25 protein-coding genes are annotated in these 25,562 nt (G+C 49.8%); 6 read left to right on the top strand and 19 right to left on the bottom strand.

Annotated elements, in window-relative coordinates; all coding sequences use genetic code 11:
• Positions 1-99: 99 nt before the first annotated feature.
• The 6 genes from AC3WU2_RS17450 to ade all read right to left on the bottom strand — a co-directional run bounded on the left by AC3WU2_RS17450 (position 100) and on the right by ade (position 6,295).
• A complete protein-coding gene (locus tag AC3WU2_RS17450; protein ID WP_492456337.1) occupies positions 100-1,473 on the bottom strand; it encodes an erythromycin esterase family protein in 1,374 nt (457 codons plus the stop codon).
• A gap of 5 nt (positions 1,474-1,478) precedes the next feature.
• Positions 1,479-2,111 (bottom strand): ABC-2 transporter permease, encoded by a 633-nt coding sequence (locus AC3WU2_RS17445; protein WP_492456335.1) that lies wholly within the window; start codon positions 2,109-2,111, stop codon positions 1,479-1,481.
• Positions 2,104-2,970, bottom strand: coding sequence for an ABC transporter ATP-binding protein (locus AC3WU2_RS17440; RefSeq protein WP_492456333.1), 867 nt, complete (start codon positions 2,968-2,970; stop codon positions 2,104-2,106). The genes AC3WU2_RS17445 and AC3WU2_RS17440 overlap by 8 nt, the downstream gene beginning before the upstream one ends.
• Positions 2,967-3,350 carry a GntR family transcriptional regulator gene (locus AC3WU2_RS17435; RefSeq protein ID WP_492456330.1) on the bottom strand — a complete coding sequence of 128 codons (384 nt, stop codon included), beginning with the start codon at positions 3,348-3,350 and terminating at the stop codon, positions 2,967-2,969. The genes AC3WU2_RS17440 and AC3WU2_RS17435 overlap by 4 nt, the downstream gene beginning before the upstream one ends.
• A gap of 149 nt (positions 3,351-3,499) precedes the next feature.
• Positions 3,500-4,474, bottom strand: coding sequence for an aldo/keto reductase (locus tag AC3WU2_RS17430; protein ID WP_492456328.1), 975 nt, complete (start codon positions 4,472-4,474; stop codon positions 3,500-3,502).
• A 27-nt stretch (positions 4,475-4,501) separates the two neighbouring features.
• The gene (ade, locus tag AC3WU2_RS17425; protein WP_492456326.1) at positions 4,502-6,295 is read right to left on the bottom strand and encodes an adenine deaminase; all 1,794 of its coding nucleotides are present in this window, start codon (positions 6,293-6,295) and stop codon (positions 4,502-4,504) included.
• A gap of 167 nt (positions 6,296-6,462) precedes the next feature.
• Here ade and thrC point away from each other — a divergent pair, with 167 nt between their 5' ends.
• On the top strand, positions 6,463-7,851 hold the full coding sequence (gene thrC, locus AC3WU2_RS17420) for a threonine synthase (RefSeq protein ID WP_492456324.1): 1,389 nt from the start codon (positions 6,463-6,465) through the stop codon (positions 7,849-7,851).
• A gap of 81 nt (positions 7,852-7,932) precedes the next feature.
• Here the strand turns inward: thrC and AC3WU2_RS17415 are convergent, their stop codons facing one another.
• Entirely contained in the window at positions 7,933-9,972 is a 2,040-nt protein-coding gene (locus tag AC3WU2_RS17415) for a Na+/H+ antiporter (protein ID WP_492456322.1), read from the bottom strand.
• Between the two features lie 205 nt (positions 9,973-10,177).
• On the opposite strand from AC3WU2_RS17415, the gene AC3WU2_RS17410 reads away from it, so the two are divergent.
• Genes AC3WU2_RS17410 through AC3WU2_RS17400 form a run of 3 tightly spaced genes read left to right on the top strand, consistent with a single transcriptional unit; the run spans position 10,178 to position 13,129 of the window.
• On the top strand, positions 10,178-11,113 hold the full coding sequence (locus tag AC3WU2_RS17410; RefSeq protein ID WP_492456320.1) for an iron-hydroxamate ABC transporter substrate-binding protein: 936 nt from the start codon (positions 10,178-10,180) through the stop codon (positions 11,111-11,113).
• A 4-nt stretch (positions 11,114-11,117) separates the two neighbouring features.
• Positions 11,118-12,125, top strand: a complete 1,008-nt coding sequence (locus AC3WU2_RS17405) for a FecCD family ABC transporter permease (RefSeq protein WP_492456318.1) — start codon at positions 11,118-11,120, stop codon at positions 12,123-12,125.
• Positions 12,122-13,129, top strand: a complete 1,008-nt coding sequence (locus AC3WU2_RS17400) for a FecCD family ABC transporter permease (RefSeq protein WP_492456316.1) — start codon at positions 12,122-12,124, stop codon at positions 13,127-13,129. The genes AC3WU2_RS17405 and AC3WU2_RS17400 overlap by 4 nt, the downstream gene beginning before the upstream one ends.
• A gap of 96 nt (positions 13,130-13,225) precedes the next feature.
• Here AC3WU2_RS17400 and gpmA read toward each other — a convergent pair whose 3' ends face one another.
• The 12 genes from gpmA to AC3WU2_RS17340 all read right to left on the bottom strand — a co-directional run bounded on the left by gpmA (position 13,226) and on the right by AC3WU2_RS17340 (position 23,583).
• Positions 13,226-13,957 carry a 2,3-diphosphoglycerate-dependent phosphoglycerate mutase gene (gpmA, locus tag AC3WU2_RS17395; protein WP_492456351.1) on the bottom strand — a complete coding sequence of 244 codons (732 nt, stop codon included), beginning with the start codon at positions 13,955-13,957 and terminating at the stop codon, positions 13,226-13,228.
• Between the two features lie 163 nt (positions 13,958-14,120).
• The gene (locus AC3WU2_RS17390; protein ID WP_492456314.1) at positions 14,121-15,356 is read right to left on the bottom strand and encodes an ABC transporter permease; all 1,236 of its coding nucleotides are present in this window, start codon (positions 15,354-15,356) and stop codon (positions 14,121-14,123) included.
• Positions 15,357-15,381: 25 nt separating this feature from the next.
• Positions 15,382-16,080 carry an ABC transporter ATP-binding protein gene (locus AC3WU2_RS17385; protein WP_492456312.1) on the bottom strand — a complete coding sequence of 233 codons (699 nt, stop codon included), beginning with the start codon at positions 16,078-16,080 and terminating at the stop codon, positions 15,382-15,384.
• Positions 16,081-16,311: 231 nt separating this feature from the next.
• The gene (locus AC3WU2_RS17380) at positions 16,312-17,205 is read right to left on the bottom strand and encodes an esterase/lipase family protein (protein ID WP_492456310.1); all 894 of its coding nucleotides are present in this window, start codon (positions 17,203-17,205) and stop codon (positions 16,312-16,314) included.
• A 236-nt stretch (positions 17,206-17,441) separates the two neighbouring features.
• Positions 17,442-17,783 carry a DUF1801 domain-containing protein gene (locus AC3WU2_RS17375; protein ID WP_492456308.1) on the bottom strand — a complete coding sequence of 114 codons (342 nt, stop codon included), beginning with the start codon at positions 17,781-17,783 and terminating at the stop codon, positions 17,442-17,444.
• A gap of 19 nt (positions 17,784-17,802) precedes the next feature.
• Complete coding sequence (locus AC3WU2_RS17370) at positions 17,803-18,237, bottom strand: YciI family protein (RefSeq protein ID WP_492456306.1); 435 nt, start codon at positions 18,235-18,237, stop codon at positions 17,803-17,805.
• A 116-nt stretch (positions 18,238-18,353) separates the two neighbouring features.
• A complete protein-coding gene (locus AC3WU2_RS17365; RefSeq protein WP_492456303.1) occupies positions 18,354-19,619 on the bottom strand; it encodes an RNA polymerase sigma factor in 1,266 nt (421 codons plus the stop codon).
• A complete protein-coding gene (locus tag AC3WU2_RS17360; protein WP_018754392.1) occupies positions 19,616-20,050 on the bottom strand; it encodes a YciI family protein in 435 nt (144 codons plus the stop codon). Before AC3WU2_RS17360 ends, AC3WU2_RS17365 begins: the two co-directional genes overlap by 4 nt.
• Before the next feature lie 105 nt (positions 20,051-20,155).
• Positions 20,156-20,956, bottom strand: a complete 801-nt coding sequence (locus AC3WU2_RS17355) for an alpha/beta fold hydrolase (RefSeq protein WP_492456301.1) — start codon at positions 20,954-20,956, stop codon at positions 20,156-20,158.
• Positions 20,957-21,059: 103 nt separating this feature from the next.
• Positions 21,060-21,545 (bottom strand): anthrone oxygenase family protein, encoded by a 486-nt coding sequence (locus AC3WU2_RS17350; protein WP_018754390.1) that lies wholly within the window; start codon positions 21,543-21,545, stop codon positions 21,060-21,062.
• Between the two features lie 113 nt (positions 21,546-21,658).
• The gene (locus AC3WU2_RS17345; protein WP_492456298.1) at positions 21,659-22,591 is read right to left on the bottom strand and encodes a phosphotransferase family protein; all 933 of its coding nucleotides are present in this window, start codon (positions 22,589-22,591) and stop codon (positions 21,659-21,661) included.
• A 38-nt stretch (positions 22,592-22,629) separates the two neighbouring features.
• A complete protein-coding gene (locus tag AC3WU2_RS17340; RefSeq protein WP_492456296.1) occupies positions 22,630-23,583 on the bottom strand; it encodes a helix-turn-helix transcriptional regulator in 954 nt (317 codons plus the stop codon).
• A gap of 151 nt (positions 23,584-23,734) precedes the next feature.
• On the opposite strand from AC3WU2_RS17340, the gene AC3WU2_RS17335 reads away from it, so the two are divergent.
• Positions 23,735-24,151 (top strand): VOC family protein, encoded by a 417-nt coding sequence (locus AC3WU2_RS17335; protein ID WP_492456294.1) that lies wholly within the window; start codon positions 23,735-23,737, stop codon positions 24,149-24,151.
• A 243-nt stretch (positions 24,152-24,394) separates the two neighbouring features.
• A complete protein-coding gene (locus AC3WU2_RS17330) occupies positions 24,395-25,462 on the top strand; it encodes an LLM class flavin-dependent oxidoreductase (RefSeq protein WP_492456292.1) in 1,068 nt (355 codons plus the stop codon).
• Positions 25,463-25,562: the final 100 nt, after the last annotated feature.

Here is a 25,562-nt window from a genome sequence, read left to right as displayed (position 1 = left end):
GCTGCCTCCGGTAGAGTACCGGAAGCAGCTTACAGCCTAGGGCTTTATTCAGTGTCTATAAAATGGGGTCTTGACCATGACGAAGCGGGGCTCTTTGTATTATTTCTTCGGTAAATAGACAGATGGTGTCGTCTTCTCGATAAATAAAATCCCATCATACTGCTCGCTTGGCACGAACGGCTCTTCGATCATACCCCAATACAGGCCGGTATGCATACTATTCTTCCATTCCTTGTTGTCTGCCGAGGTTAGATCGAAGAATGCGTACGGTTTCCCTGCGCCTTTCAAGATCGTCTCCAAGCTGTTCGGACCCATCTTCGCGTTCACTGGCATAGTAGACCCATCATTCGCTCCTGTTGCCCCTCCGTACATGAATAGACCGATCGTGTACGATTGCTGTTTCAAGCGCGACGGCATCAGTTCTCCCATGTTCGGCACCGAACCGCCTTCGTACAAATGAAGCTGAACCGGCGAAGCCATCACGGAATTGTTCTTCCGAAGATGATAGTTATGGCCCCATACGATGACTTTCTGATCCTTGTAGACATGGTCCACCAGCCATGTTAACGTGTTCGCCATCATCTCATCACGCAGGTAAGCGACATTCTCGCGCAGGCTCGTCGAGACCACATAATTCTCCATCGTTAGATTGTTAAAAGCCACTTGAGCCTTAAGTACATTCTGAATCATATAGATTCGATCGGAGATGACACGTTTCATAATCGGCAGAATAGTCTTGTCATTCGGGAAATCTTTCTGCAGTTCAGCTTCGTGCGCCGCTATAAACTTCTGGATTTTCGTATAGCCATCCAGCACATACGCGTAGTCTTTATCCCAATCCTTTTGATCCCAATCCATGTTGAAATAGATATCGGTTAGCTTGTTCTCAAGCGTATTCGCTTCTTCCGCAAATGCTTTGTCGATTGGCGCGAACCATGTTTCCATAAACCGGCCGAAGGCGCCATTCGGCTGCATATCGAATCCAGTCAGGATAAGAGGCTGCTTCGTCGTCGATTGCTGCTTGATATAATCGTACATCGGAACCAATTCCTTCGCATGCCATACCGGATAGATCGATTTGCGCAGCGTTTCTTCGGCTGTTAGTTTCGAGATCCCAGCATATGTACCGCTCGCGTCCCCAAGTCCTGATTCGAAGGCAAGGACGTTAAATCCCATTTCTTTATGTAAAAATTGCACGATTCTCGCTTTCGACTTATTGAACTCCGCCGCACCGTGCGAGCTCTCACCAAGCATGACGATTCGTTTATCGCCGATCGCTTTCTTAAGGAATTTCAAGTCTTCGAATTTGTCATTCGTCTGAAATTCAATCGTCTGAATGGTATTCACCTTCACAGGCAACGGCTTCGCAGCTGGAGCTGCAGATGCCGAACCGAGCACGGAAGTAAGGCCAATCGATGTAACCATGGCGCAGATCGCCGTAAATTTCATGATGTTTGCAAATGATGTTTTCATTGTGATTATAAATCCTTTCTGTTGAACAAGTATTTGGCTAAGAAGTAAGAAGCAATGAATAGAAGCACGACGCCTAATCCGATAAGCGCAACGCTCGTATTGTCGATTGAACCGACATTCTGTTTACGCATCAGGTACGTCCCGATATTCATGAACGGCGTTAACCCAATGAGTATAATCATGAAGACCATGTTGATGATCGCCATGCCTTTTTTGCTAAGCCAGTAGAACAGCGGCAAGTAGATGGATACGAGTACCAAAGATATCCCGATCGAAGCCAGGAATTGTCCCATCGAATAAGCGGGCATGCCCAGACTTGGTTTCACGTAACGAACAATGGTGTAGAAAATATAGCAAGCAATCGCTGCAACTCCCGTATACAGAAGCGCTGTGGCATACTTCGACTTAACCATTTGCGCCCGGTTCATTGGCATCGTAATGAGAAACGCATGATTATCGTTCTTCACATCCGCACCCGTGCTCATCATCAACGTAGTGAAAGCCGTATAGACAGCGACCAGGAAGTAAGCTGACATCGTATTGGATATGAGGACCAAGCTGAATATCACGAAATATAAAGGAATGAGTCCAAGCGAGCTCCTCATGACGATGAAATCTTTACGAATCAGGTTAAGCATAGATAGGACCTCCCTTAGCGGTATAGTACATGATGTCTTCTAGTGAAGGCGTCTCAAGCACGGCATAGCTGCCGAACAACTCCTGCGCTTGCTTGCGATCGTCGACGAGTCCTTCGAACCCCACCGATGTCTCGCGAAGACCGATGAATTTGGCCCGAATATCTGCGTCGAGCAGGTCTTGGCCACCTTTGACGATCGCATAACGATCCAATACATCGTCTTTCACATCGTTGAACACAAGCTTGCCGCGATTAACGAAGGCAATGTAATCGGCAATCCGATCCAAATCGGTCGTAATATGCGTCGAGAATAGAATCGTATTCCGCTCATCCTGCATAATGTCAGCGAGCAGATCCAATAGCTCCCTGCGGAATACGGGATCAAGTCCCGAGGTAGGCTCATCCATAATGAGCAGCTCAGCCTCATGCGATAAGGCAATCGCTAGGGCGAACTTGATCTTCATCCCTTTGGATAACTCTTTGATCTTCTTCGTCGGCGACAACTCAAACTGCTCCATATAGCGGTTGAATTTCATTTCATTCCATTTCGTATAGAAAGGCGCGATCACTTTCTTCATATCCTTCAAAGATAAATGCTCATAATAGAAACAATCATCGGAGACAATCCCTACGCGTTGCTTAATCGCAATCTCCTCGCTTGGCATCTCAGCGCCGAGCATGCGGATACTTCCCGCCGACGGACGGACGATGCCGAGCATCATCTTGATCAGCGTGCTCTTCCCTGCGCCGTTCGGTCCGATCAGCCCGGTGATATAACCTTTCTTGATATCAAGAGATATATTGTCAACGGAAAATTGGGAATAGGACTTGCTTAAGTTACGTACTTCTATGGCATTCATGATGTCTGTTCCTCCTCGAACAATAACTTCAGATGGTTGATAATGTCTTCCTCACTCATATTCAAATCACGACTCTCTCGAATCACTTCAATCATTTTCTCTTCTAACAGCTTCATGCGCTGTTCCCGGATAAACTCCATATTGGCGCCCGAGATGAATGAGCCTTTGCCGACCACCGAGTCGATCAGCTTCTCCTTCTCGAGCTCCTCGTACACACGCTTCGTCGTAATCACACTCACTTGCAAATCCTTGGCTAGCTGGCGAATGGACGGGAGACTGTCTCCAGCCTTCATCTCGCCGCTCAATATACTATGTCGAATCTGATTCACAATCTGGATGTAAATCGGATCTTCAGATGCGTGAGATATGATGATGTTCATTATCTACCTCCGATAATTGATGTGTGTTCATCAAGTAAATAGTGTATATATATACTATATACAATATTCACGAAATGTCAACACCTGGATACAAAAAAATCCCCATCTCTTGGAAGATGGGGATGGCGAGCAACTATAGGCGCACCTGATTATGTGAGGCGATATAAGGCAAAAGGCTTGCCATCGCGGAAAGGTTCGCTAATCTCCTGAAGGGATTGCGCAAGCTCAGGCGTGAGCTGTACATCTAGACTTTGTAGGTTATCCTCAAGCTGTTGGACCTTCGTCGCCCCCACAATGACCGTCGAGACGACCGGCTGATCCATCAGCCATGCGAGCGATAGCGCGCTAGGCGTATAGCCTCGATCCGCAGCAAGCTTGCTGACCTGCTGTCCTAACGCAATCGTCTGATCATTCAGGAATCGGTTGAAGTTAGGGTCCGTCTCTGCTCTAGACCCTTGCGGCGCTTGCTCGGCTGCAAGGTACTTACCACTTAGAATACCGCCAGCCAGCGGGAAATAGGGAATAATCCCAACACCCTGATCCACACACATCGGGATAAGCTCCTGCTCAGGCGTACGGTCTGCCAACGAATAGCTCGTCTGACTAGAAACATAACGCGTAAAACCTTTATTCTCGCTAATGCCCAGCGCCTTCATGAATTCCCATGCCGCATAATTCGAAGCGCCAATATAGCGCACTTTCCCGGAGCTTACGAAGTCGTCCAGCGTGCGCAGCGTCTCCTCAAGTGGCGTGTTCAGGTCGAACGTATGGATCTGGTATAAGTCAATATAATCCGTCTTCAGACGCAGAAGACTCTGCTCCAGCTCCTGCTGCAGATGATAGCGCGATGAGCCGCGCGAATTCGGACCCGTCCCGGTCGGGAGCCCTGCCTTCGTCGCCAGCACAACGTGCTGTCGCTTCCCTACGAGCGCTTCACCGATAATGCGCTCGGATTCCGTGCCAGCGTAGATATTGGCTGTATCGATGAAGTTGATCCCGCGATCGATCGCATGATGAATAATCCGAATAGAAGTATCTTCATCCGCGCGTTTGCCAAATGCATTGGTTCCGAGTCCTAATAAGGATACTTCGAGCCCGCTTTTTCCGAGTCGACGATATTTCATACGCTCCCACTCCTCTACGTTCAGATATTATCCGATTTCTACATCAATCAGCTTGAACTGGGTAACATCGGCAAGACCGCGATTCGTGATTCGAATCTCTGGAATCACAGGCAGCGCGATCAGGGAGAACGTCATGAATGGCGCGTTGAGCGGACATCCAATTTCCTTCCACGCCTCATCGAGCTGAGTCACTTCTTGCACAACCTCTTGCAAGGATTTCTCCGACATGAGCCCTGCGATCGCGAGCGGCACTTGCGCAAGTACTTTGCCGTCTCGAACGACAATCGTTCCGCCGCCGATGCGAACCAGCTCATTCGCTGCAAAAGCCATATCTTCCTCACTCACGCCCATCACAATAAGATTGTGGCTGTCATGAGCGACAGTTGAAGCCACGGCGCCCGATTGGATCTGGAAGCCATGGGTAAACGCATTCGAGATCTGGCCAGTTCCATGGTGACGCTCGATACATGCAAGTCGAATGACATCCTGCTGCAGGTCCGGTTGAATGATGCCATCCACCACAGGCAGCACAGCCTTCCTCTTCTCCGTCCGTGCACTATTCTCAATCGCGCCAATCACATTCACTTCGGTCTTATCCGCGGCACCCTGGCTTGCAAGCTTGAAATCATCCGCCGTTAACGCCCGCTTCACATTCATCGAATTCAAAATATGTTCAGGATAGACAAATTTCGGGAGCTCCACGGTATATTGGCCCTGATCATAAATCACTTGCCCATCGGTAATCACTGTTGAAGGAACAACGCGGCGGAGATCATCAATGAGAAGAATATCCGCACATTTCCCTGGTGCGATGCTGCCAAGGTCTTGGTCCATGCGGAAATATCGCGCCACATTAATGGTTGCCATCTGAATCGCCGTTACCGGATCTACTCCCTCTTCAATCGCGCGACGAACGACATGGTTCAAATGCCCGAGTTCCACAAGCGTCTGCGGATTCACGTCATCCGTGACCAGCGAGATATTGCTCGTATTCACTTTATCCTCAGTCACGATCTTAATAACCTCTTTCACATCATGCCATGCGGAACCTTCCCGGATCATTAAGTGCATGCCCAGGCGAACCTTCTGAAGCCCTTGCTCTCGCGTCACCGTCTCATGATCTGAAGTCACTCCAGCATTCAAGTAGGCTTGCAGCATCCGATCATCATCACTCGGAAAATGCCCTGTCACCGTCTTGCCGGCTGCAATCGTCGCTTCGATCTCACCGCACATCTGCGGATCCCCGAAGACGACACCCGGGAAGTTCATGACTTCACCGAGCCCTACGACATTGTTCCACTGCATCCCTGCTCGAATATCATCTACGGACAAACTCGCTCCAGCATCCTCTAAATCCATGGTTGCCGGAACGCAGGACGGGAAGGTCGTGAAGACTTTGAGTGGCAGCTGCTGCCCTTCCTCATGCATCAAGCGTACGCCCTCGCTGCCGAATACATTCGCAATCTCATGCGGGTCCATGAAAATACCTGTCGTCCCCGTCGATAGTGCCGCTCTAGCGAACTCCGTCACGGACAACATCGTACTCTCGACATGCATATGTCCATCCAATAACCCTGGAGCGATGTATCTGCCTGCGGCATCAACAACGGTCGTCTCTTCCCCAATGGTGTGATCTGCGTCCCCTACAAGCGCAATTCTCCCTACAGCAATGGCAACATCGATCTGTTCGACGAGTTCGCCCGAGAATACATTTACGAGTGTTCCATTCTTAATGACGAGATCCGCATGGGCTTGCCCCATTGCAACATTCGCTAATTGTCTGCTAACCTCTGTAAGCTTGTATCTTTTGTTATGCGTCATGGCTGTACTTCTCCTTATCCAATTGAATTTCCATTCTGATACTTATCCCTCATTTAACCAGTTCGGCCTGCAGATTTCAACGTTTTGACTGACTTCAAGTTCTGTATCGACCTTGAACCCCAGATCATGTACAATGGATGTAATTTTATTTAACGAGGAGATTAAATATGAAGTATATCAGCACACGGGGGCAAGTCGCCCCGATCGGGTTCATCGACGCCATCCTGATGGGACTCGCGAATGACGGAGGATTACTCGTTCCAGAACACCTGCCGCAATTATCCGAAGAGACACTGCGTCAATGGCAAGAGCTCACCTATCCCGAACTTGCGCTCGAGGTGTTCTCCTTGTTCGTGAACGATGAAATTCCAAGAGCCGATCTGAAGAAGCTTGTTGATGACAGCTATGGCACCTTCCGTCATGAGGAAGTGACACCGGTCCACAAGCTAGACGATAAGCGTTATATTCTGGAGCTATTCCATGGCCCGACCTTTGCGTTCAAAGACGTCGCGCTTCAATTCTTGGGTAACCTCTATTCCTATGTGTCCAAAAAAACCAATTCGATCATCCACATCGTCGGCGCAACTTCAGGGGATACAGGAGCTTCGGCCATCGAAGGCGTGCGCGGCAAAGAAGGCATTCGTATCTGTATCCTGCATCCGCATCAGAAGGTCAGTGAGGTGCAAGCCCTGCAAATGACGACAGTGGACGATGCCAACGTATTGAATCTTGCAGTCGAAGGTACGTTTGATGATTGCCAGCGCATCATCAAGGAGCTGTTCGCTGATGTCGACTTCAAACATGAATACCACTTACGTGCGATCAACTCCATTAACATTGCCCGGATTCTGGCGCAGACGGTGTACTACTTCTATGCTTACTTCCAATTAGCGAAGCAAGGCGTCGATCGTAAGATCAGCTTTAGCGTTCCGACAGGGAACTTCGGCGATATTTTCGCCGGCTATCTTGCACAGCAAATGGGATTGCCGGTCCACAAGCTCATCTTGGCGACGAATGCGAACAACATTCTCGAGCGCTTCGTAAATGTTGGTTTGTACCAGCCTGGAGAATTCCGCGGTACGTACAGCCCATCAATGGATATCCAAGTGGCGAGCAATTTCGAGCGATATCTCTACTACTTGAACGACGGGAACAGCGAAGTGGTGTCCACGCTCATGACACAGTTCAAAGCTGAGGGACGGATCGTCGTAGAGTCCGATGCGCTGAGCCACGTGCAGTCCGACTTCTCCGCCTACAGCGTATCGAACGAAGCGTGCCTCGACACGCTGAGCGACTACTATACGAAATACAACTATCTCATGGACCCGCATACTGCATGCGGCGCAGCGGCAGCCGACAATCTAGCTGCTGAGGACGATGTCACGATCATCCTATCCACGGCGCATCCAGCGAAGTTCGACGAGTCCATTCGCTTGCGTGAGATCCGTCAGGAATATCCAGCACAGATCCAAGCCTTGTTCAATAAACCGCAAATTCGGACCGTTGTTAGCGGAACGAATGAGGCGATCAAAGATCAACTCGTGAAGTTCTTCTAAATCGATAAATGCTTAGGACATAACAAAGAGCCATTCCAACTGGTTATTATCCGGTCATTGGATGGCTCTTTTGCTGCTGACTTACGTCGGATCCAGCAGCAGCATTTCTTCATAGTTCATATTCTGCAGCAGCTTCAGCCGCGTTGCTGGCGTAATTTGTTCCGATTCTTCTAGATTCTGTACCAAATCCCGCTTCAATTGAATGCTCCGCAGCCGCACTTCACCTACCATGTCCATGAAGCTTGCTTCTTCTTCCTCACTAAGCGATGACTGCTGCTGCCTAGCGTAATATTGAATCATAAAGAGCGCTTCGTAACGATTATCCGGAGTCATATGCTGCTTGATCGCTTGAATCGCCGCCTGCCGCAGCTCCCCTTTCACGCGATGCATCTCCTCGACGAACGCCGTGAGCTCCTTCGTTCGCAAAGCAATTCTAGGCGGCAGCTGCGCTCCGCTCAGCTTCTTCAATTTCTTCTTCATCCAATACATCTTATAACGGAACCATATGCGACGTAGATTCGATCGTACAGTATAGAGCTCTTGAGGCTCGCTGATGACCGGATAATGCATCATCAGTTGCGGAGACACTTCTCCCTGTTCGATCATCTGCGTTAGCTTCTTCATCTCGGCTTCGCGGCCGAGCTCCTGAAGCTTGCGCAAGACGCTGCTCGACAGCCTCGACGCTTTGCCTTCCTCCATCATCCGACGCTGCTCTTCCAACTCGCGAATGACCCTGAAGGTCGCCCTCTTATGATCCTTGTCTGACTCGGCATCCAAGAGCTGGATCGTCCGCTGCAGAATGTATTGCGTCGCTTCCTGCATCGACATGAAGGACTTCTCTTCATCTTCCTGCTCGGCCGTATGCCTCAGCAAAAGGGGCAACACGATCGTGGCGAAGAGCAAGCTGAGCAGAATGACGCCCGCGGAAATGAATAGAATGGTATTCCGATAAGGGAACATCGATCCGTTCGACAGCACAAATGGAATTGACATCGCCGTCGCAAGCGTAATCGTTCCATGAATCCCGCAGGTTGCAGTCAAGAACGCATACCGACCTCTGGATACATTGTCGGCTTCTCCATGAGGCTCATGCCCCTCGATTGCAGCGAAATTGCGGTGGAGCACATATACCCAGATATACCGAATTAAGAATAGCCCCACGCTAATGAGGAGTGTAAAGCCAAGAACCACCATGATCGATATTTCTTGACTCGTGAGCAATCCATGCACGACCTCCGGAAGAAGAAAACCCAGCAACACGAATACAAACCCATTAAATAGATAACTAAGGACGGACCAAGTCGTACTCGAGGTAATCTGGATCTTCGTTGACGTCTGTTGGAGCCTGTCCCGCTCAATGCCATGGATGATCCCCGCAGCGACCACCGCTAGAATGCCGGAGACCGCTAATTCCTCCGCAATAATGAAGATCACGAAGGGCGTTATAAATTGAATCGCGACGAGCGAATTCACCTCTTCGAACCCATTCTGCCTAAGCGATAGCCTTAACTTAACGAATAAGAACCCGCAGATCAGTCCCGCTAGAATACCCCCGATCGAGACGATGAGAAAATTGAACGTCGCCGCTTGAACGGAGAAGACACCCGATAACACAACCGCCAGCGCAACCTTGAAGCTCACAATGCCCGCCGCATCATTCAGCAGCGACTCCCCCTCCAGAATAGGCATCAAGCTCGATGGCAGCGGAAGCCCCTGCGTAATCGACTTCACGGCAACGGCATCTGTCGGCGACAGCACAGCTGCAAGCGCGAATGCAGCGGCAAGCGGCATGGACGGAATTAACATATGTATGGCATAACCAAGCCCTATGACCGTAATTAATACCAAACCCAAGGCCATGAATAAGATCGGCTTGCGATAGACCCATAATTCTTTGCGCGACGTCACGCGAGCATCACTGAATAATAAGGGAGCAATGAGACAGACCATGAATACTTCAGGTTCGAACTCTAGGGTGAGAGGGATGAAAGGCAACCACGACACCATCGCACCGAGTAAAATTTGAAATAAGGCAAGCGGTACGCGCGGGAACTTCTTATTCAGCACCGTTGCAACCACGATGACACCGATTAATGCTAATAGTGGGATGACAAACTCCATCGCAATCACTTTCTCCTTTCTTTTCCATAATCCATTTAGTATTTCTATTCGTACCATATTGATGCGCGAAAATATAGACATTTTTTTGTTGACAAAAGGCGTGTTTACGGCTATTTTATTAAAAGGCCATCGATACTGATAATCATTATCAATAATAGACATTGATACTTATTACAATACATTTCTCAAAGGAGAAGAACAGAACATGAAAAAACTATTACTCCCTGTCCTTGCTGTACTCGTCATCTTGATGAGCGCTTGCAGCAGCCAAGCAGCTAAGCCAGCGGATGATTCCGCAGTGAAAGAACCCGCGAAGGCAGAGCAGCCCGCAACATTTACGTACCAATCCGAGACGGGTCCTGTCGAAGTGCCCAGTAATCCGCAGCGGGTTGTTGTCCTCTCATCGTACGCAGGCAATGTGATGTCGCTTGGCGTTAAGCTTGTCGGCGTCGATTCTTGGTCGAAGATGAACCCACGGTTCCAAGATCAATTGAAGGACGTCCAAGAAGTATCGGATGAGAACCTAGAGAAGATCATCGAGCTTGATCCGGATCTCATCATCGGTTTGTCTACGACAAAGAATGTGGACAAATTGAAAGAAATCGCGCCGACCGTGACCTATACTTACGGCAAGTTAGACTACTTAACGCAGCATATCGAAATCGGCAAGCTCCTGAACAAGGAGAAGGAAGCACAAGCTTGGGTCGATGATTTCAAACAACGCGCAGCCAAGGCAGGCGCTGACATTAAAGCGAAGATCGGCGAGAACGCAACCGTATCGGTTATCGAGAACTTCGATAAGCAGCTCTATGTCTTCGGCGATCACTGGGCACGCGGTACAGAGATCCTCTATCAGGAAATGAAATTGAAAATGCCTGAAAAAGTGAAAGAACTGGCTATGAAGCCCGGCTATTATGCACTATCCGCCGAGGTATTGCCTGAGTTCGCTGGCGACTATATCATTTTCAGCAAAAGCAAAGATACCGACAACTCGTTCCAAAATACCGATACGTACAAGAACATTCCTGCGGTGAAAAACAATCGTGTCTATGAAGCGGATGCCAAATCATTCTACTTCAATGACCCGTTAACGCTTGATTTCCAACTTGAATTCTTCATCGAGAAATTTCTAGGGAACTAAGCCGATGACGAATCGACGTTCCTTCCCATTTGTCTACAAACTGATCGCAGGAATTCTCCTGTTCGTGGCAATGTTCACAGTCGCGATGGTGTTCGGGGCAGCCGATACATCAATTAAGGATGTGTGGCTCGCGCTAACCTCGGCAGACGCTACGGGAGACAAAATATCGTTGATTCGTGAAATTCGCTTACCTCGTGAAATTGCAGCTATCTTCGTCGGAGCGGCGCTTGCCGTATCCGGCGCGATGATGCAAGGCATGACGCGTAACCCGTTGGCCGATCCAGGCCTGCTTGGGTTAACCGCTGGCGCTAATGCAGCGCTCGCCGTGACCATGGCCTTCATTCCGAGCGCGAATTATTTCCATATTATGATTGCTTGCTTTATCGGAGCCGCGCTGGGGTCCGTCCTCGTGTTCGGGATCGGTACGATTAAGAAAGGCGGCTTGTCTCCGCTTCGAATCGTGCTCGCCGGTACCGCTATATCGGCGTTCTTGTATGCGATTGCGGAAGGCATCGGCATCTATTTCAAAATTTCCAAAGACGTGTCTATGTGGACCGCGGGCGGAATGATCGGCACCTCATGGGAACAGCTTCAAGTCATTGTGCCCTTCATTATCGTCGGGCTTCTGATTGCCATGGCGCTCTCCAAGCAGTTGACGATCCTAAGCCTCAGCGAAGAGGTTGCCGTTGGACTCGGCCAGAAGGTTCAGAAGCTAAAAGCACTGTTGATCTTCGCGACTATTCTGCTCGCAGGCGCATCCGTTGCACTGGTCGGCAATATGACGTTTATCGGATTAATGATTCCACATATCGTGCGTGCGGTTGTCGGCAATGATTATCGCTACACGATTCCGATGTCCGCGATTACAGGAGCCGTATTCATGTTGTTCGCTGATACACTCGGACGTACGATCAATGCGCCTTATGAGACGCCTGTTGCAGCCATTGTGGCGATGCTTGGCTTACCTTTCTTCCTGTTTATCGTACGTAAAGGAGGGAAGTCCTTCTCATGATTCAACCTGCACTTATTCGCAAGCAACGGCTTATTCTACTTATTTTACTCGTACTTATTATACTTACAGTTACGATTAGTATGGGACTGGGGTATTCGAAATTGTCGTATGATCGACTTCTCCCTACGCTGTTCGGGCAAGGCACATTCAAAGAAGAGTTCGTCCTATTCTCGATTCGACTGCCGCGGATCGTGATTACGCTCTTAGCCGGGATGGCTCTCGCGCTATCGGGTTCGATTCTTCAAGGAATTACGCGCAATGATCTGGCTGATCCTGGTGTCATCGGCATCAATTCAGGAGCTGGCGTAGCCATTGCAGTCTTCTTCTTGTTCTTCCCGATTGATGCAGGCTCCTTTATCTATGTAATACCGATCGTTGCCTTTATCGGGGCGTTGATTACGGCTGGTCTGATCTATGTGTTCGCGTATCACAAGGACACGGGCCTTCAGCCGGTTAAGCTCGTGTTAACAGGGGTTGGGTTCTCCATGGCACTGTCCGGCATCATGATTGTACTGATCTCGTCGGCTGAACGTACCAAGGTTGATTTTATCGCCAAATGGCTTGCCGGGAACATCTGGGGTACGGATTGGCCGTTCGTCTGGGCAATCTTGCCTTGGCTGGTCATCCTCATTCCATTCACGCTCTATCGGGCCAATCGCTTGAACCTGCTCGCGATGAATGAGCCCGTCACTATCGGTGTCGGTGTCTCCATCAACAAGGAGCGCCTCATTCTGCTGTTGGTTGCGGTTGCTCTATCTGCTTCCGCTGTCTCGGTTACAGGTGGGATCGCCTTCATCGGACTGATGGCACCGCATATCGCCAAAGCGCTGGTCGGTCCTCGGAATCAACTGTTCATTCCGATCGCCATTCTGATCGGCGGATGGCTGCTCTTAGTCGCAGACACCATCGGCCGCCAAATCGTCGGTCCTGACGGTATTCCCGCAGGGATTATGGTCGCCTTGATCGGTGCACCGTATTTTATCTATTTATTGCTCAAGAAATAATAAGCGAAGCCTCCGAATTCCCTTTCATAGGGCGTAACGGAGGCTTCTTCATTGATAGCCGTATCCCTTTCTAGATGCGAATTTGGCTTCATCCCATCATATATGCTTCGGAATTGCGTCTTCCTCCACTTCGCCATCCATATCGAGATAATAGTGCCGGATCGGCTTCAGGTCTTCATCGAGCTCATACACCAGTGGTACGCCGGTCGGAATATTAAGATCGACAATCCCATTCGCAGGTATATTGTCCAGATATTGCACGAGCGCACGGAGTGTGTTGCCATGGGCCGAGATAATGACCTTCTCCCCTTTGCGAATGGCGGGCGCAATCTCTTCCGTCCAATATTTTAGCACCCGTCTCTCCGTATCTTCCAGGTTCTCCGTCAGAGGGAATTCACCCTCCGCCAAGGACTTATATTTCGGATTCGAAGCTTCATATCGCTCATCATTCTTATCTAACGCCGGGGGCCGCAGTTCCGCAGATCTTCGCCACTGCATGACCTGCTCCTCGCCGTATTGCTTCGCCGTCTCTGCTTTGTTCAGCCCTTGCAGCGCGCCATAGTGCCGTTCGTTCAGCATCCATGTCTTATGAACAGGAATCCACATCAAGTCCATCTCATGAAGCACAATCCATAAGGTACGTATCGCCCGCTTAAGCACGGACGTATACGCCTCATCGAATACATACCCATGTTTCTTCAAGATTTGCCCGGCTTGCCGTGCCTCGTTCAGACCGTTCTCGGATAGATCCACATCCGTCCAACCTGTAAATCGATTCTCTACATTCCATACACTTTGCCCATGACGAATAAGTACGATTTTCATAATGGCTCACTTCTTTCCGTATTGAAGGTGGTTACGGGTGTTATCCTGCCCAATTTCATACAAAACAAGAAGAAACGACTTCGTCGTCCTTATTGGACGACAAGCGTATCTTCGGAAATATAAGAACAATTTATCGGTGAAACTTATAAATTCTTATATTTGAATATTATTTGCGAATATCGATCGCACCAATCGTCTGCACGATGATCCAGCCGAACAACGCACTTACGGGAAGTGCGAAGATCCCGCCCCACACCCCTTGGATCAACAGGCCGGTAACTAGACCGAGTACCAAGGTGAGCGGCAGCATCATGCCGTATACCGCGATCGGTTTGGCCGCCTGGAGGTCCTCCTCCCGCCAACGAAACATTTTGACATACGCCGATTTCACGAAATCATTCCAGACGCCCTGCATCCAATACCAGATTAACAAGGTTAACCCTACGTACACAATGATCTTGATCGTCGCGGGGGTCAGTAACACGGCAACAAGACCTGCACCTAGAAACTGGAGCATCATCTTTAATTCCAAATTCGATCGGTATACGGATTTGATCGCGAGTTCGGCCACCACCATATGCGGCTTACGGGAAGAGAACACATGATTCGAATGGCGGAATAACATCGGTCTGCGCATCCGAAACCATGGGGACTTCTCCAAAGTATTATTCAGCAGCAACCCTGTCAACCGCATCCGCTGCTTGCCCTCTACGATGATGTCCTGTTCGAAAGCATTCACGCGCCGTATACGTGACCGCATGAACATCACGATGATTGCCGCCACCAGCACTGCACACCCTAACAGCAGCCATGTTAGCTGATTACATCGAAGAGCAAGCAGCACATACGCTGCGCCGCCAGCCGCGGTCACGCCCCATTTAATCAGCCACCGACGCCAGCCTGAGAACGATATTTGGATGCGATTATTTAAGAAGGACCATAGAATTGAATAGCATAGATGGAACAGGAGGAGTCCTGTCCACGCCGTCCACGTCCATCCGAAGGAACGGATCCCGATCGGCAGTACCGTCACGTAGGCCAAGACACTAATGATTGCATCCAGCGCCATACTGTAGAGACACCCAACCCGAGTTAGCGTGTGTACCCAGTTTTCTTTTTGCCGAAGAAATAAGACGTCCGCTTCTTGCACCAGCACGCGGATATTTCCTCTTCTCGCACAGAGGAATAAGAGCGTCGCCACAACAGAAGCTGGCATATATTCAATCCAGGCGGGGAATGCATCCGTCCACAATGAACGATAACCGATAATCGCGAAAAAAATGCCTGGTATAATCAAGTACAGCATAACGGTCCAGTCCACTGCACTACGCAGCGCATTATATTGATAGACCGCTTCTTCTCTTAGCCGTCTCGTCGCTAGTTGCTTCGCATTGATGCGCATGCCTGTTCACCCTACTCTCTCTCACTCAAGTTAAAGCATCGAAACAATCGAGCAGCGTGCCATCAGGCAATCCGCTCTGCAGCTGAACCTCGGCAAGCGTGCCGCTCGCAACCACTCTCCCCTGGTCGACCATGATGAAGGAGCTGCAGATCCGCTCGGCCGTATCGAGCACATGGGTGGACATCAACACGCCCGCACCGCGTTCCCGCTCCAAATCCAGCATGCGGAGGAAATCCTTCGTCGCTCTCGGATCCAGCCCAACGAAGGGCTCGTCCACAATGTAGACATCCGGCTCGGTTAAGAAGCCGATGACGAGCATCATTTTCTGCTGCATGCCTTTGGAGAAGCTGGCTGGGAGTTGATGCTTAACATCTTGAAGCCGGAATTGCCGCAGCAGCTCATTCGCTCGCCGTTCGAATATGTCCACTGGGAGATCATAGGCCGCAGCAGCCAGCTCTAAATGCTCCCACAGCGTCATCGCATCATACATAATCGGTTTCTCCGGAATATAACTGTAAGACTGCTGCGGTCCTATGAATCGGATCTCGCCTTTACAATGCTTCAGTAAGCCCATTAAGCTCTTCATCGTCGTACTCTTGCCCGCGCCGTTCGGCCCGATCAATCCTACTAATTCACCGGGTTTCACTTCGAACTGAATCCCATGAATTTTCGGCTCGTGGACTTCGTAACCTGCTTCGATAATATCCACTTCTAACACTTTCATGCTCGTCCGCTCCCTTCATTACCTGCTATCCTTTTCATTTTAACGCAAAAACGCCAAACTTACCGCTAAGATAAGATCGGAGCTTGATATTCCCTAGCATATCAGATGCTTGAAGACGTCCGTATCACGTCCGCACAGCTCACCTCCTATTAACGAATGTCGACACGTGAGACACAACAAAGACACTAGCGCCTCATACTCACTCTAGTGTCTTTGAGCTCATATCTCTATTCAAATCAACTTCGAGCGAAGAATAAACTCACTGCGTAATAACACCTGCATATGATTGCCTTCAACGAGATGTTTGTCGCCCTCCAGCACAAATACGCTGCTCACCATGACATTCCCGTCACCCGCATCACTATTGACCGTACGCCAGACGGAGGCGCCATCAAGCTCCCCATTATTCATCGATCCTTGCACCATGCAAAGAAATTGCACGGTACGAGTCCCAATCCCTGCGATTAATGTCACCCGGATTCCGCGATGGTAAATAATTGAACGACCTGCATTCAATCGATCGAGGAAAGCATTCTGTATCTGCATCGTGCGATAAGGAACGAACCGCATCGCATTGTCACAGCCAATGACAAGGTAATCGCCATAGTCCTTGGCAGGTACGAATTCATGCAAGCTCGGAAACACCGTATGTACGGCTTCGAGCGGATTCTCCGGGTTGTCATGCTTCAAATTATCCAAGTAACTGTTCATAGCCATGGTAACAATATTCTCAGATGCCTCCCAATCGGGCTCTAGTGTCCCCCCGGTCCAGTAGCGATAATTGGACGGCGATCCTGCATTGGGCGTACATAACAGGATGAGCTGGTCTACATCGTTCTGATAATGCCTGCTCTGAACATAGCCTCTCGCGATCAATCCCCCCATGCTGTGGCAGATGAGATGGACACGAGCTGCCCCCGTTACACGTCTGGCTTTGTTCAAGACAGGCATAAGATACGTATCCACGATATCGGGAATACGCTGCCGCCAATCGTAGTAGGCGATGAACAAATCAACGTGTAATTGATAGCCCATCTGCTCCAGCAATTGAATGAACGGTTCGTAGAATACGCCCGCCACGCCGAAGCTCCAATGCCCTGTCCCTGGAATAATGGTACTGCTCATTGATCCGAACATCCCTGGGACAAAGACGAGGGGTGTCCGGTTCGTGCGACGGATCGGCATGTTCCACCAACTTTTTCTACAAACTGTATTGCTTTCACTCTTATGCTTATGCCTTCTCTATCTCATGAATTCGTTCGTCTTCGCCTCTTTGACGCAAAAAAGAACCGCCCCAAGCACATGTGTGCTGCAAAGAACAGTCCTTCTCCTACCTGACAACTTAAACCTGATATTCGCAATCAAAGTACGCTCGATGCTTGGCTGACCCATGACACGAGCTGTCCGGAATCCACCGTATCCCCTTTGCGCAGCTTCAAGGTCTTTCTTTCTGGCGGGCCATCGAACATTCCCTCTGGAAGCACCAGGTCCGTAGCATGAAAAATCGTAAAGCTAACCGCATCCTTGGCGGTCGAGATCACAGCGGCATATTTGCCGTTTTTCAGAAAATGGGGCTTCTTATACTGCATGCGCTCCTGCACTTCCGGTATCGCCTGATGCACAATCTGACGCAAATTCGTGGACAGTTCTCCCTGCCATGGTTCTTTTAATGCTTCGATAAAGTCGGTGATTTCCTGATTCATCTTGTATATGCCCCTTTAATTATATTTTTTTCAACATGCTCCGTTGGTCTTCTAAATCATCTTCCATTGCCAGAATCCGGGGGTTCCTTGGCGTGTGCCGATTCTCTTCGAGCTTGCGCACCTCGATTTCAAATGCCACAGGCCCATAAGGGACCGGCATCCGGCGCGCCCAATCGATCGCTTCCTCTACAGAACACACATCAATTAGCGTATACCCCGCAATGAGCCCTTGATTTACCGGAAAAGGTCCAACCGTTACTTCAGGCTCTCCGCCATGTACCGGATACCCGATTCGAAGCCCGGTGGCACTCGGCTGAAGTTCTTCGTCCGCGAGGAGCACACCGGCTCTAGCCAACGATTTCATATAAGCTATCCTCGCCTCATCATATGCCTGACTGTGCTTCACACCCGCTTCTGAGTATACTGTCGTCTTGATTATCAATATAAATCGCATTATCGTTTCCCTCCTATTCGGGAGATGATCTAGGTCGGCGGCAAGCTGCCGAATCTCATCCTCTATGAAGTCGACGAACGGGAAACGAGGTAATCGACATGGTAGCTAAAAAAAAATTATTTCGATGTGTCAGACGCGCATTCGGCAGCCCGACCTCGCAGCAATTCCTGCTCCCTTGCATTCCGAGTCATGGACGCTGCTCGTTCAAATTCCACACGAGCTTCATCGAGCCGCCCCAGCTTCACCAGTAGATCGCCGCGCACACTCGGCAGCAGATGGTAGCCCTTCAAGGAAGGTTCAGCGCTTAGCCCATCCACAATCTGCAGGCCGAAGTCCGGGCCGAACGCCATGGAAATAGCAACTGCCCGGTTTAGTTCAACAATCGGCGACGGTGATACCCGTGACAGCGCTTCGTATAAGGCTGCAATCCGAATCCAATTCGTCTCTGCTGCGGTAGGCGCCTCAGCATGGCAAGCCGAAATCGCAGCCTGCAGCGCGTAAGGTCCGAGTAGACGTCCTGCCTTCTGACTGCGCTCGAGTGCCGCCAACCCACGGCGAATCAATAGACGATCCCATTGCGCTCGGTTCTGATCCATGAGAAGCACAGGTTCTCCTGCCGCATTCACCCGAGTTCTGAATCGGGAGGATTGAATCTCCATTAAGGCAACCAGCCCGTGAACCTCTGATTCCTGCGGTGCAATCTCGGCAAGAACGCGCCCCAATCGAAGCGCCTCCTGGCAGAGCAGCGGCCTGATCCAATGATCCCCGGAAGTTGCTGAATACCCTTCGTTGAACATCAGATAAATAACTTCAAGTACAGCGGCCAAGCGTTCCTTAAGCTCGTCCCCCACAGGCACCTCAAAAGGAACCTTCTCTGCATTCAGCGTTCTTTTCGCACGTACAATACGTTGAGCAATCGTGGATTCAGCCGCAAGGAACGAGCGTGCGATTTCGTCCGTTGTCAGCCCGCACAGTAAACGCAGCGTCAAGGCAACTCTTGCGTCCTGTGATAACACGGGATGGCAGGTCATGAAGATCAGACGGAGGAGATCATCATGGATCTCCCCGTCTAGTGCAGCATCTATGTCTTCTTCGGTATATAAATCCATGCTGTGAGCCATCTCTACATATTTCTGGTCACGCACCTTGTTCCGGCGGAGCAGATCAATCGCACGCCGCTTGGCCGTCGTCATTAGCCAGGCACCCGGATTGTCTGGGATACCGATCTCCGGCCACCGTTCCATGGCAATCACCAGCGCATCCTGGGCTAAATCCTCTGCGAGACCCACGTCCCTTACCATTCGCGTTAATCCCGCAATCAGCTTGGCAGATTCGATACGCCATATGGCATCAATGGTTCGCTGTGTATTCGCTACCGTCACGCTTGCTTCTGCTCCTCAAGCTGTTTGCGAAGCAGCGCTTCCTTGGCCAACGTGTCAGGATCGCTCATTAAGTCTTCGACTTCAAATACTTGTCTAAGCTCAACCTCACCCTGCCCAAAGCCATGAGGGTCCGGCATACGCATCGCCCATTCAATCGCTTCTTCTCGGGATTTCACTTCGATCAGCGTATATCCCGCGATCATTTCCTTCGCCTCGGTGAACGGACCGTCCACCACTTTTGGCTTGCCTCCAGGCTCTGGGTAGGAAATGCGAATACCGCTTGAGCTTGGCATGAGCCCATCCGCAGCGAGCAGTACACCGGCCTTCACCAATTCCTCGTTGTATTTTTGCATCGCATCAATAAGCTCCTGACTAGGCATTACCCCTGCTTCCGAATCGGTTGTTGCTTTGACAATCATCATAAATCTCATAGCGATCTTCCTCCTCTAATGTGTTGAAGCTCCGTTTCTTACGAAAGCCGCTTCTATCTATACGACGAATGCGATTGGACCCAATCGACATCCAATATTATTTTTTCAAAAGAATGCTGTCAGCTCGGAGGCAATCATTGGCGCATTAAGCTTCTTGGTATGTCCGAGCCCTTTTTTGCTCCGCAGCTGTGCATTAGGCAGCACACCCGCCAGCGCCTGTGCACCGTGTCGCAGCTGAATCGGACTCTCTGTGCCCTCGAGGATGACGGTTGGCATCGCAGCGGCGGTCCACAGGTCAGCGGGCAGCGGCTTGCCGTCCATATATCCGTTAAGTAGAGCCGCGTCATAAGGGAGTGTGTGCGCCACGGCCATCAGCTTCGACCATACCCCTGGCATTAGCCGCATCATACCGACCACAAACGAAGGCGCACCCATGCCCTGCGTCATAAAATATTTGATCGCATCCGCCCGGCGACCCGCAGCAATAAGCTCCGTCACGTGTTTGGCGAAATCACTCGGCGGCTTGTGGCCTGCCGCATCCACGACGAATGGCGGTTCATGCAGAGCCAGCTTCGTAATCTTCGCCCCGCTCGCTGCCGCCTGCAGCGCAAGGACCGCTCCGGATGACAATCCCCACACATAAGCCGAGCCGCCAGCTTCATCGATCATGGCATGGAGATCTTCAATCTCGCGTGCGATATCGTATGCGGATGAATCACCGCTATCGCCACGTCCGCGACGATCATAGTTATATACCGTGAATTGCTCAGATAACAGCTTCGCCAGCTGTACCTGTCCAGGAAATTTACGATAGCTAAACGCTCCCGCTACCAGGATGAGTGATGGCCCGCGACCTGCTTTGTCATACGCGATTTTAGTTCCGTCCTTTGAAGTTGCTGTTAACATGGAAATGTCTCCTTTTCGATAGGGATTAACGTTGCATTTACTAGGACGACGAACGGAAACTTCCGGAATCGACAGGTTCGCGATAAATTTTCAAAAAAAATAATTAGGACTTCCAACGAAGCGCGATGATAAACAAAATAAGGGATCCAAGCGATGCGATCGTACGCACATGATTCCATGGCACCCAGCGGTCTAAGTAGGTACGCCATACATCAGCGCCAGCGGCACTATTCGGATCCACAGCAGCGAGTGCATCATTGAGCGGTACATTAAATACCATCGTTATCAATATGACACCAATCAAATAGAGTAGACTAGCTGCCAGAATTAGATTGGCACTGACGGTACCTAGTCGAAAGAAGGATGTAATCGCGAGGAAAATACACGCCAAGGCCGTACCGCCAAATACAAGCCCGAACAAGGGATTCAGAATGGTCAGGTTGATGGATTGCATCGCGCTAATGCCGTGTGACTTCGGTATCCGTTCTAGCGCCGTCATCACAAAGGTCGAGAATGCAAAAAACAAACCTGCCATCAGCCCAGCACCCAATGCTGAGAAATACGTTAAGCTCAAGATCAATTTTTCCATGGTTCGCTGCCTCCTATAGACATCAAAATGTGTGATGTAAATCTATGAGGTCATCTCTAACTTACCATGAAATAAATGGAAATTATACGTCAAAAAATAAATTATTTCATAGGTTACATTTGCGCTAGTAGTTGCTTCACTATACGGCTTAAGTGCTCGTGATAGCCGCCCCAAGGCCTTTTATACATCATGCCAAGCCTTCGAATCCCAATCCATAAAGCCCAGAGGTCAATTTCCGAATGATCATCGTTCGTAAGCGTCCGCACTTCGTGATACCCCGCCGCCAAAGCATCAAATCCTTGATAACGTTGGCCATCATGTAACTTGAAATGTCCCAGATCATACAATGGGCTGCCCCCTTGTATTTCTCCAAAATCAATAATGCCTGTAAACCGGCCATCCTGCTGAAAAATATGGGAGTCATCAAAATCCCCATGGATTAATTTCGAAGAATGCCGCGTCATAAGATCGGTACCATCACCCAATATCCTCCTGATCCGAGAAGCTTCCTCCAGACTAATTACATGACCTGCTAATATTGATAAATCATCGTCCAAAAATGCATGAATGACATCATAAAGGTTACTTTTCTCAGCCCGTAAAGCCATTTCAAGAGACGCATCGCCTCTCACGATCCAACCAAATCCGTCGACGTCTACTTGATGAATTCGAGCGATCTGATGCCCTGCCTCCTTAAGGAGTTTCTTATACCTATCGAAGGATGCGCAACTACTTGCGTCTATACCCGGAATCTCTGTGACCAACATGATGGACATGCCCAGTATTTCATTGTGATGCTCAAAGTGGATCACTTCAGGTACTTGCACGTCTCTTCGTCTCAGCAACTGGTGCAAATGCACTTCTACGCCAAAGCTCAACTCTCTCTCCGGTAGAACGCGAAGATATAGCACTTTACCAGACGAATGAACACGATAAACATAGGTAGATACGCCACTGAGTACTCTTTCAACCGTGAAATGGGAGGTACGAAGACATTCCGATACAACTTGTTGAACACCCTCAAGGGATGGGGCCTCTTGTTTCATTCAATCCATTTCTCCTTTATCACTAAAATATATTTTCATCACCCGCCATACTGATCCACCAGTGCGCTAAGCATCTGCCGAATACGATCTACGAGTTCCTGCGGACGCTGCACTCTGGCATCTGGGCCAAGCCCAATGAAGAACTTCGCTAAGTATGGAATCTCACTGCGCGGTACCTCGCCTTCCATCGAACCCGACCCATCCTCACGCTTACGAACATAAGGCGCTGACCAGATTTCGGCCTCACATAGCTCCACGCCTTCTTTACTGAGTTCCACAACCAGTTCTATCTTCGGTTCTTCTAGACCCGGTGAATGATTCAAATCCATCGTATCTAGATTGAGTGAGCGGATGGATGGCAGCGGTTCAGTTGACGAAGGAAGCACCGTATGAATCCGATCACAACGATAGACACGTATCGATTGATACGAGAACGTGTAAGCTGAGCAATACCAGAAGCCGTTTTTGGTATAAATGCCAATTGGTTGAACCTCGCGTTCCGACCTGCCGCCACGAGACTCATAATCGATACTGAGCACCTTCTGTTGGACGGCTGCATCGAGCAGTAGAGCCAGATACGGAGATCCTGTCTGCCTCATCGGCGTGACGAAATCAACCCGAGACTTCATCTGATCAATCCGTGCACGCACATCCTCCGGCATATAATAATAGAACTTGCCCAGGGCCGATGACGATTCCGTCTCGAAGGGCAGCGAGGTATAGTGGCGCAAAGCATGCGTCGCGAAAAAGATGGCAATCGCCTCTTCCTCCGTAAAAGCAATCGGCGGCAAGATTCTCTCCTTCAACACGCGATATCCGCCATGCGGCCCCACCTCCGAGTACAAGGGTACACCCAGTTCGCTTAATTCCTGCAAATCCCGAAGAACCGTCCGCTGCGATATGCCGAATTCCTGGGCAAGTTCCTTCACCGTAAATTTCCGCTTCTGATTGACGACCATCATCATTTCCATCAGTCGTTTGGATTTTGGCATGATCTGCCCCCATTTTATTAGAAAATTTTATTGTGTTGGAATAACCATGACAATAGTTGTCACCATTATGATCTACAATAAGATCAAAGTCCAGCAGCAAGGCAGCAGAGCTGGATCCAATCGATTACCAATATTGAAGGAGTTGTTGAACATGTCTACACAAGTCAACCCATTTATACTACTGGACGGAACTGCCAAGGAAGCGATTCAATTCTATGAGCAAGCGTTAGGAGCAAAAGTGCTCTTCCAGCAAACCTTTGGGGAGGGACCGGAAGGTACGCTTCCAGTAGATGCCAAGGAACGAATTGCACATTCGGTATTAAACGTCGATGAGACGGTATTCTTCGTCTCCGACAGCATCCCAGGCGATTCGGTTGTGACAGGCAATCATGTGGGTATCTGCCTCTCAACCAGCGACGCATCCACAGCACGCCAAATTTTTGATGCGCTGCAGCCAGGCGGCAAAGTCGAGATGCCGCTGCAAGAAATTTATTTTAGCCCTGCGTATGGTGTGGTAACGGATAAATTCGGCGTCACGTTCCAGATCTTCACGAAAAGACCTCGTTAATGGATATGGAACAGCCCCTTCAACCTTCTAGGGTTGAAGGGGCTGTTGCCATTCATGGAGCACAAAAAAAATGCCATCCACCCAGGACGGTCCCCTGCTTGATATAGTGGAAATTCGCTCCCTCCCATCGTGCATGCACACAACACCATGAGGGATCCACTTTTATTTTTGTTTTTAACTAACTTTACTTGAGTGACAATAAAAATTATAGTATAATATCCGTAATTAAGGGAGGCAGAGAACATGACCCAACCAACAAAACGAATGGAACTTGGTATCAGCACCTTTCTAGATGCAAGTCCAGATCCAGTGACCGGCGAAGCAATCAGCCATGCAGAACGGATGCGCCGTGCGGTCGAAGAAATCGTCCTCGCCGATCAAGTCGGTCTCGACGTCTATGGCATCGGTGAGCATCATCGCGCGAATTACGCGGCTTCTTCACCGGCTGTGATTCTTGCAGCCGCCGCTTCCACGACTAAGCATATCCGGCTCTCAAGTGCCGTTACTGTATTATCTTCTGCGGACCCCATTCGCGTATATCAAGACTTCGCTACACTAGACGGAATCTCGAACGGTCGAGCTGAGATTATGGCGGGTCGTGGCTCATTTATTGAATCGTTCCCGCTCTTCGGCTATAGTCTGGAGGATTATGATGAGTTATTCGAAGAACATCTCGAGTTACTGTTAGCCGTTCGTGCTTCGGAAAAGGTATCATGGCGTGGCGGTCATCGTCCAGCGTTCGATAATCTCGGCATCTATCCAAGAGCTGTGCAAGAACCACTGCCTGTATGGATTGCCAGCGGCGGCACGCCGGAATCCGCGGTACGTGCAGGAACACTCGGCCTGCCGATTACCTTCGCGATTATCGGCGGCATGCCGGAGCGGTTCGCTCCATTAGTCTCGCTCTATAAGGAAGCTGCAGCGCGGGCCGGTCACGATCCATCCAAGCTGCAGATCGCATCGCATTCGCACGGCTTTATTAGTGATACGAACGAGCAAGCTGCGGAGATGTATTATCCTTCCACGCATGCGGCCATGAACAAAATCGGACGTGAACGCGGGTGGCCGCCGTATACGCGTGAATCCTTCGATGGTGCACGCAGCCTTCGGGGGGCGCTCTATGTCGGCGATCCCGAATATGTCGCAGAGAAAATCGTCCTTTTACGCAAGAATCTTGGTCTGGATCGATTCTTCCTACATGTCGATGTCGGCTCATTGCCGCACCGAGAAACGCTGCGTACCATTGAGTACCTCGGCACCAAGGTTGCGCCGATCGTACACAAGGAAATTGCCCGTATGGAGGCCAACTAACCGATCCTCATTCATCTATAACGATTGTGCACAATAAAATAAGGGACATTCATACATCATCGATTGATGACAGTGAATGTCCCTTTTATTTCCTTCAGAT

It is taken from the genome of Paenibacillus sp. EB106-05-06-XG162 (genome assembly GCF_058791655.1).
The sequence above is the reverse complement of the archived record's forward strand: the minus strand, read 5'-3'. Positions and strand labels throughout refer to the sequence as shown.

What these genes read in the sequence shown, in the direction of transcription:
- AC3WU2_RS17410 (WP_492456320.1), top strand. Translation starts at nt 10,178, where the DNA reads ATGAAAAAACTATTACTCCCTGTCCTTGCTGTACTCGTCATCTTGATG.
- AC3WU2_RS17335 (WP_492456294.1), top strand. Translation starts at nt 23,735, where the DNA reads ATGTCTACACAAGTCAACCCATTTATACTACTGGACGGAACTGCCAAG.
- AC3WU2_RS17355 (WP_492456301.1), bottom strand. Translation starts at nt 20,956, where the DNA reads ATGTTAACAGCAACTTCAAAGGACGGAACTAAAATCGCGTATGACAAA.
- AC3WU2_RS17400 (WP_492456316.1), top strand. Translation starts at nt 12,122, where the DNA reads ATGATTCAACCTGCACTTATTCGCAAGCAACGGCTTATTCTACTTATT.
- AC3WU2_RS17390 (WP_492456314.1), bottom strand. Translation starts at nt 15,356, where the DNA reads ATGCGCATCAATGCGAAGCAACTAGCGACGAGACGGCTAAGAGAAGAA.
- thrC (WP_492456324.1), top strand. Translation starts at nt 6,463, where the DNA reads ATGAAGTATATCAGCACACGGGGGCAAGTCGCCCCGATCGGGTTCATC.
- AC3WU2_RS17360 (WP_018754392.1), bottom strand. Translation starts at nt 20,050, where the DNA reads ATGAGATTTATGATGATTGTCAAAGCAACAACCGATTCGGAAGCAGGG.
- AC3WU2_RS17375 (WP_492456308.1), bottom strand. Translation starts at nt 17,783, where the DNA reads ATGAATCAGGAAATCACCGACTTTATCGAAGCATTAAAAGAACCATGG.
- AC3WU2_RS17340 (WP_492456296.1), bottom strand. Translation starts at nt 23,583, where the DNA reads ATGCCAAAATCCAAACGACTGATGGAAATGATGATGGTCGTCAATCAG.
- AC3WU2_RS17430 (WP_492456328.1), bottom strand. Translation starts at nt 4,474, where the DNA reads ATGAAATATCGTCGACTCGGAAAAAGCGGGCTCGAAGTATCCTTATTA.
- AC3WU2_RS17450 (WP_492456337.1), bottom strand. Translation starts at nt 1,473, where the DNA reads ATGAAAACATCATTTGCAAACATCATGAAATTTACGGCGATCTGCGCC.
- AC3WU2_RS17435 (WP_492456330.1), bottom strand. Translation starts at nt 3,350, where the DNA reads ATGAACATCATCATATCTCACGCATCTGAAGATCCGATTTACATCCAG.
- ade (WP_492456326.1), bottom strand. Translation starts at nt 6,295, where the DNA reads ATGACGCATAACAAAAGATACAAGCTTACAGAGGTTAGCAGACAATTA.
- AC3WU2_RS17445 (WP_492456335.1), bottom strand. Translation starts at nt 2,111, where the DNA reads ATGCTTAACCTGATTCGTAAAGATTTCATCGTCATGAGGAGCTCGCTT.
- AC3WU2_RS17330 (WP_492456292.1), top strand. Translation starts at nt 24,395, where the DNA reads ATGACCCAACCAACAAAACGAATGGAACTTGGTATCAGCACCTTTCTA.
- AC3WU2_RS17440 (WP_492456333.1), bottom strand. Translation starts at nt 2,970, where the DNA reads ATGAATGCCATAGAAGTACGTAACTTAAGCAAGTCCTATTCCCAATTT.
- AC3WU2_RS17350 (WP_018754390.1), bottom strand. Translation starts at nt 21,545, where the DNA reads ATGGAAAAATTGATCTTGAGCTTAACGTATTTCTCAGCATTGGGTGCT.
- AC3WU2_RS17415 (WP_492456322.1), bottom strand. Translation starts at nt 9,972, where the DNA reads ATGGAGTTTGTCATCCCACTATTAGCATTAATCGGTGTCATCGTGGTT.
- AC3WU2_RS17345 (WP_492456298.1), bottom strand. Translation starts at nt 22,591, where the DNA reads ATGAAACAAGAGGCCCCATCCCTTGAGGGTGTTCAACAAGTTGTATCG.
- AC3WU2_RS17370 (WP_492456306.1), bottom strand. Translation starts at nt 18,237, where the DNA reads ATGCGATTTATATTGATAATCAAGACGACAGTATACTCAGAAGCGGGT.
- AC3WU2_RS17385 (WP_492456312.1), bottom strand. Translation starts at nt 16,080, where the DNA reads ATGAAAGTGTTAGAAGTGGATATTATCGAAGCAGGTTACGAAGTCCAC.
- AC3WU2_RS17405 (WP_492456318.1), top strand. Translation starts at nt 11,118, where the DNA reads ATGACGAATCGACGTTCCTTCCCATTTGTCTACAAACTGATCGCAGGA.
- AC3WU2_RS17380 (WP_492456310.1), bottom strand. Translation starts at nt 17,205, where the DNA reads ATGAGCAGTACCATTATTCCAGGGACAGGGCATTGGAGCTTCGGCGTG.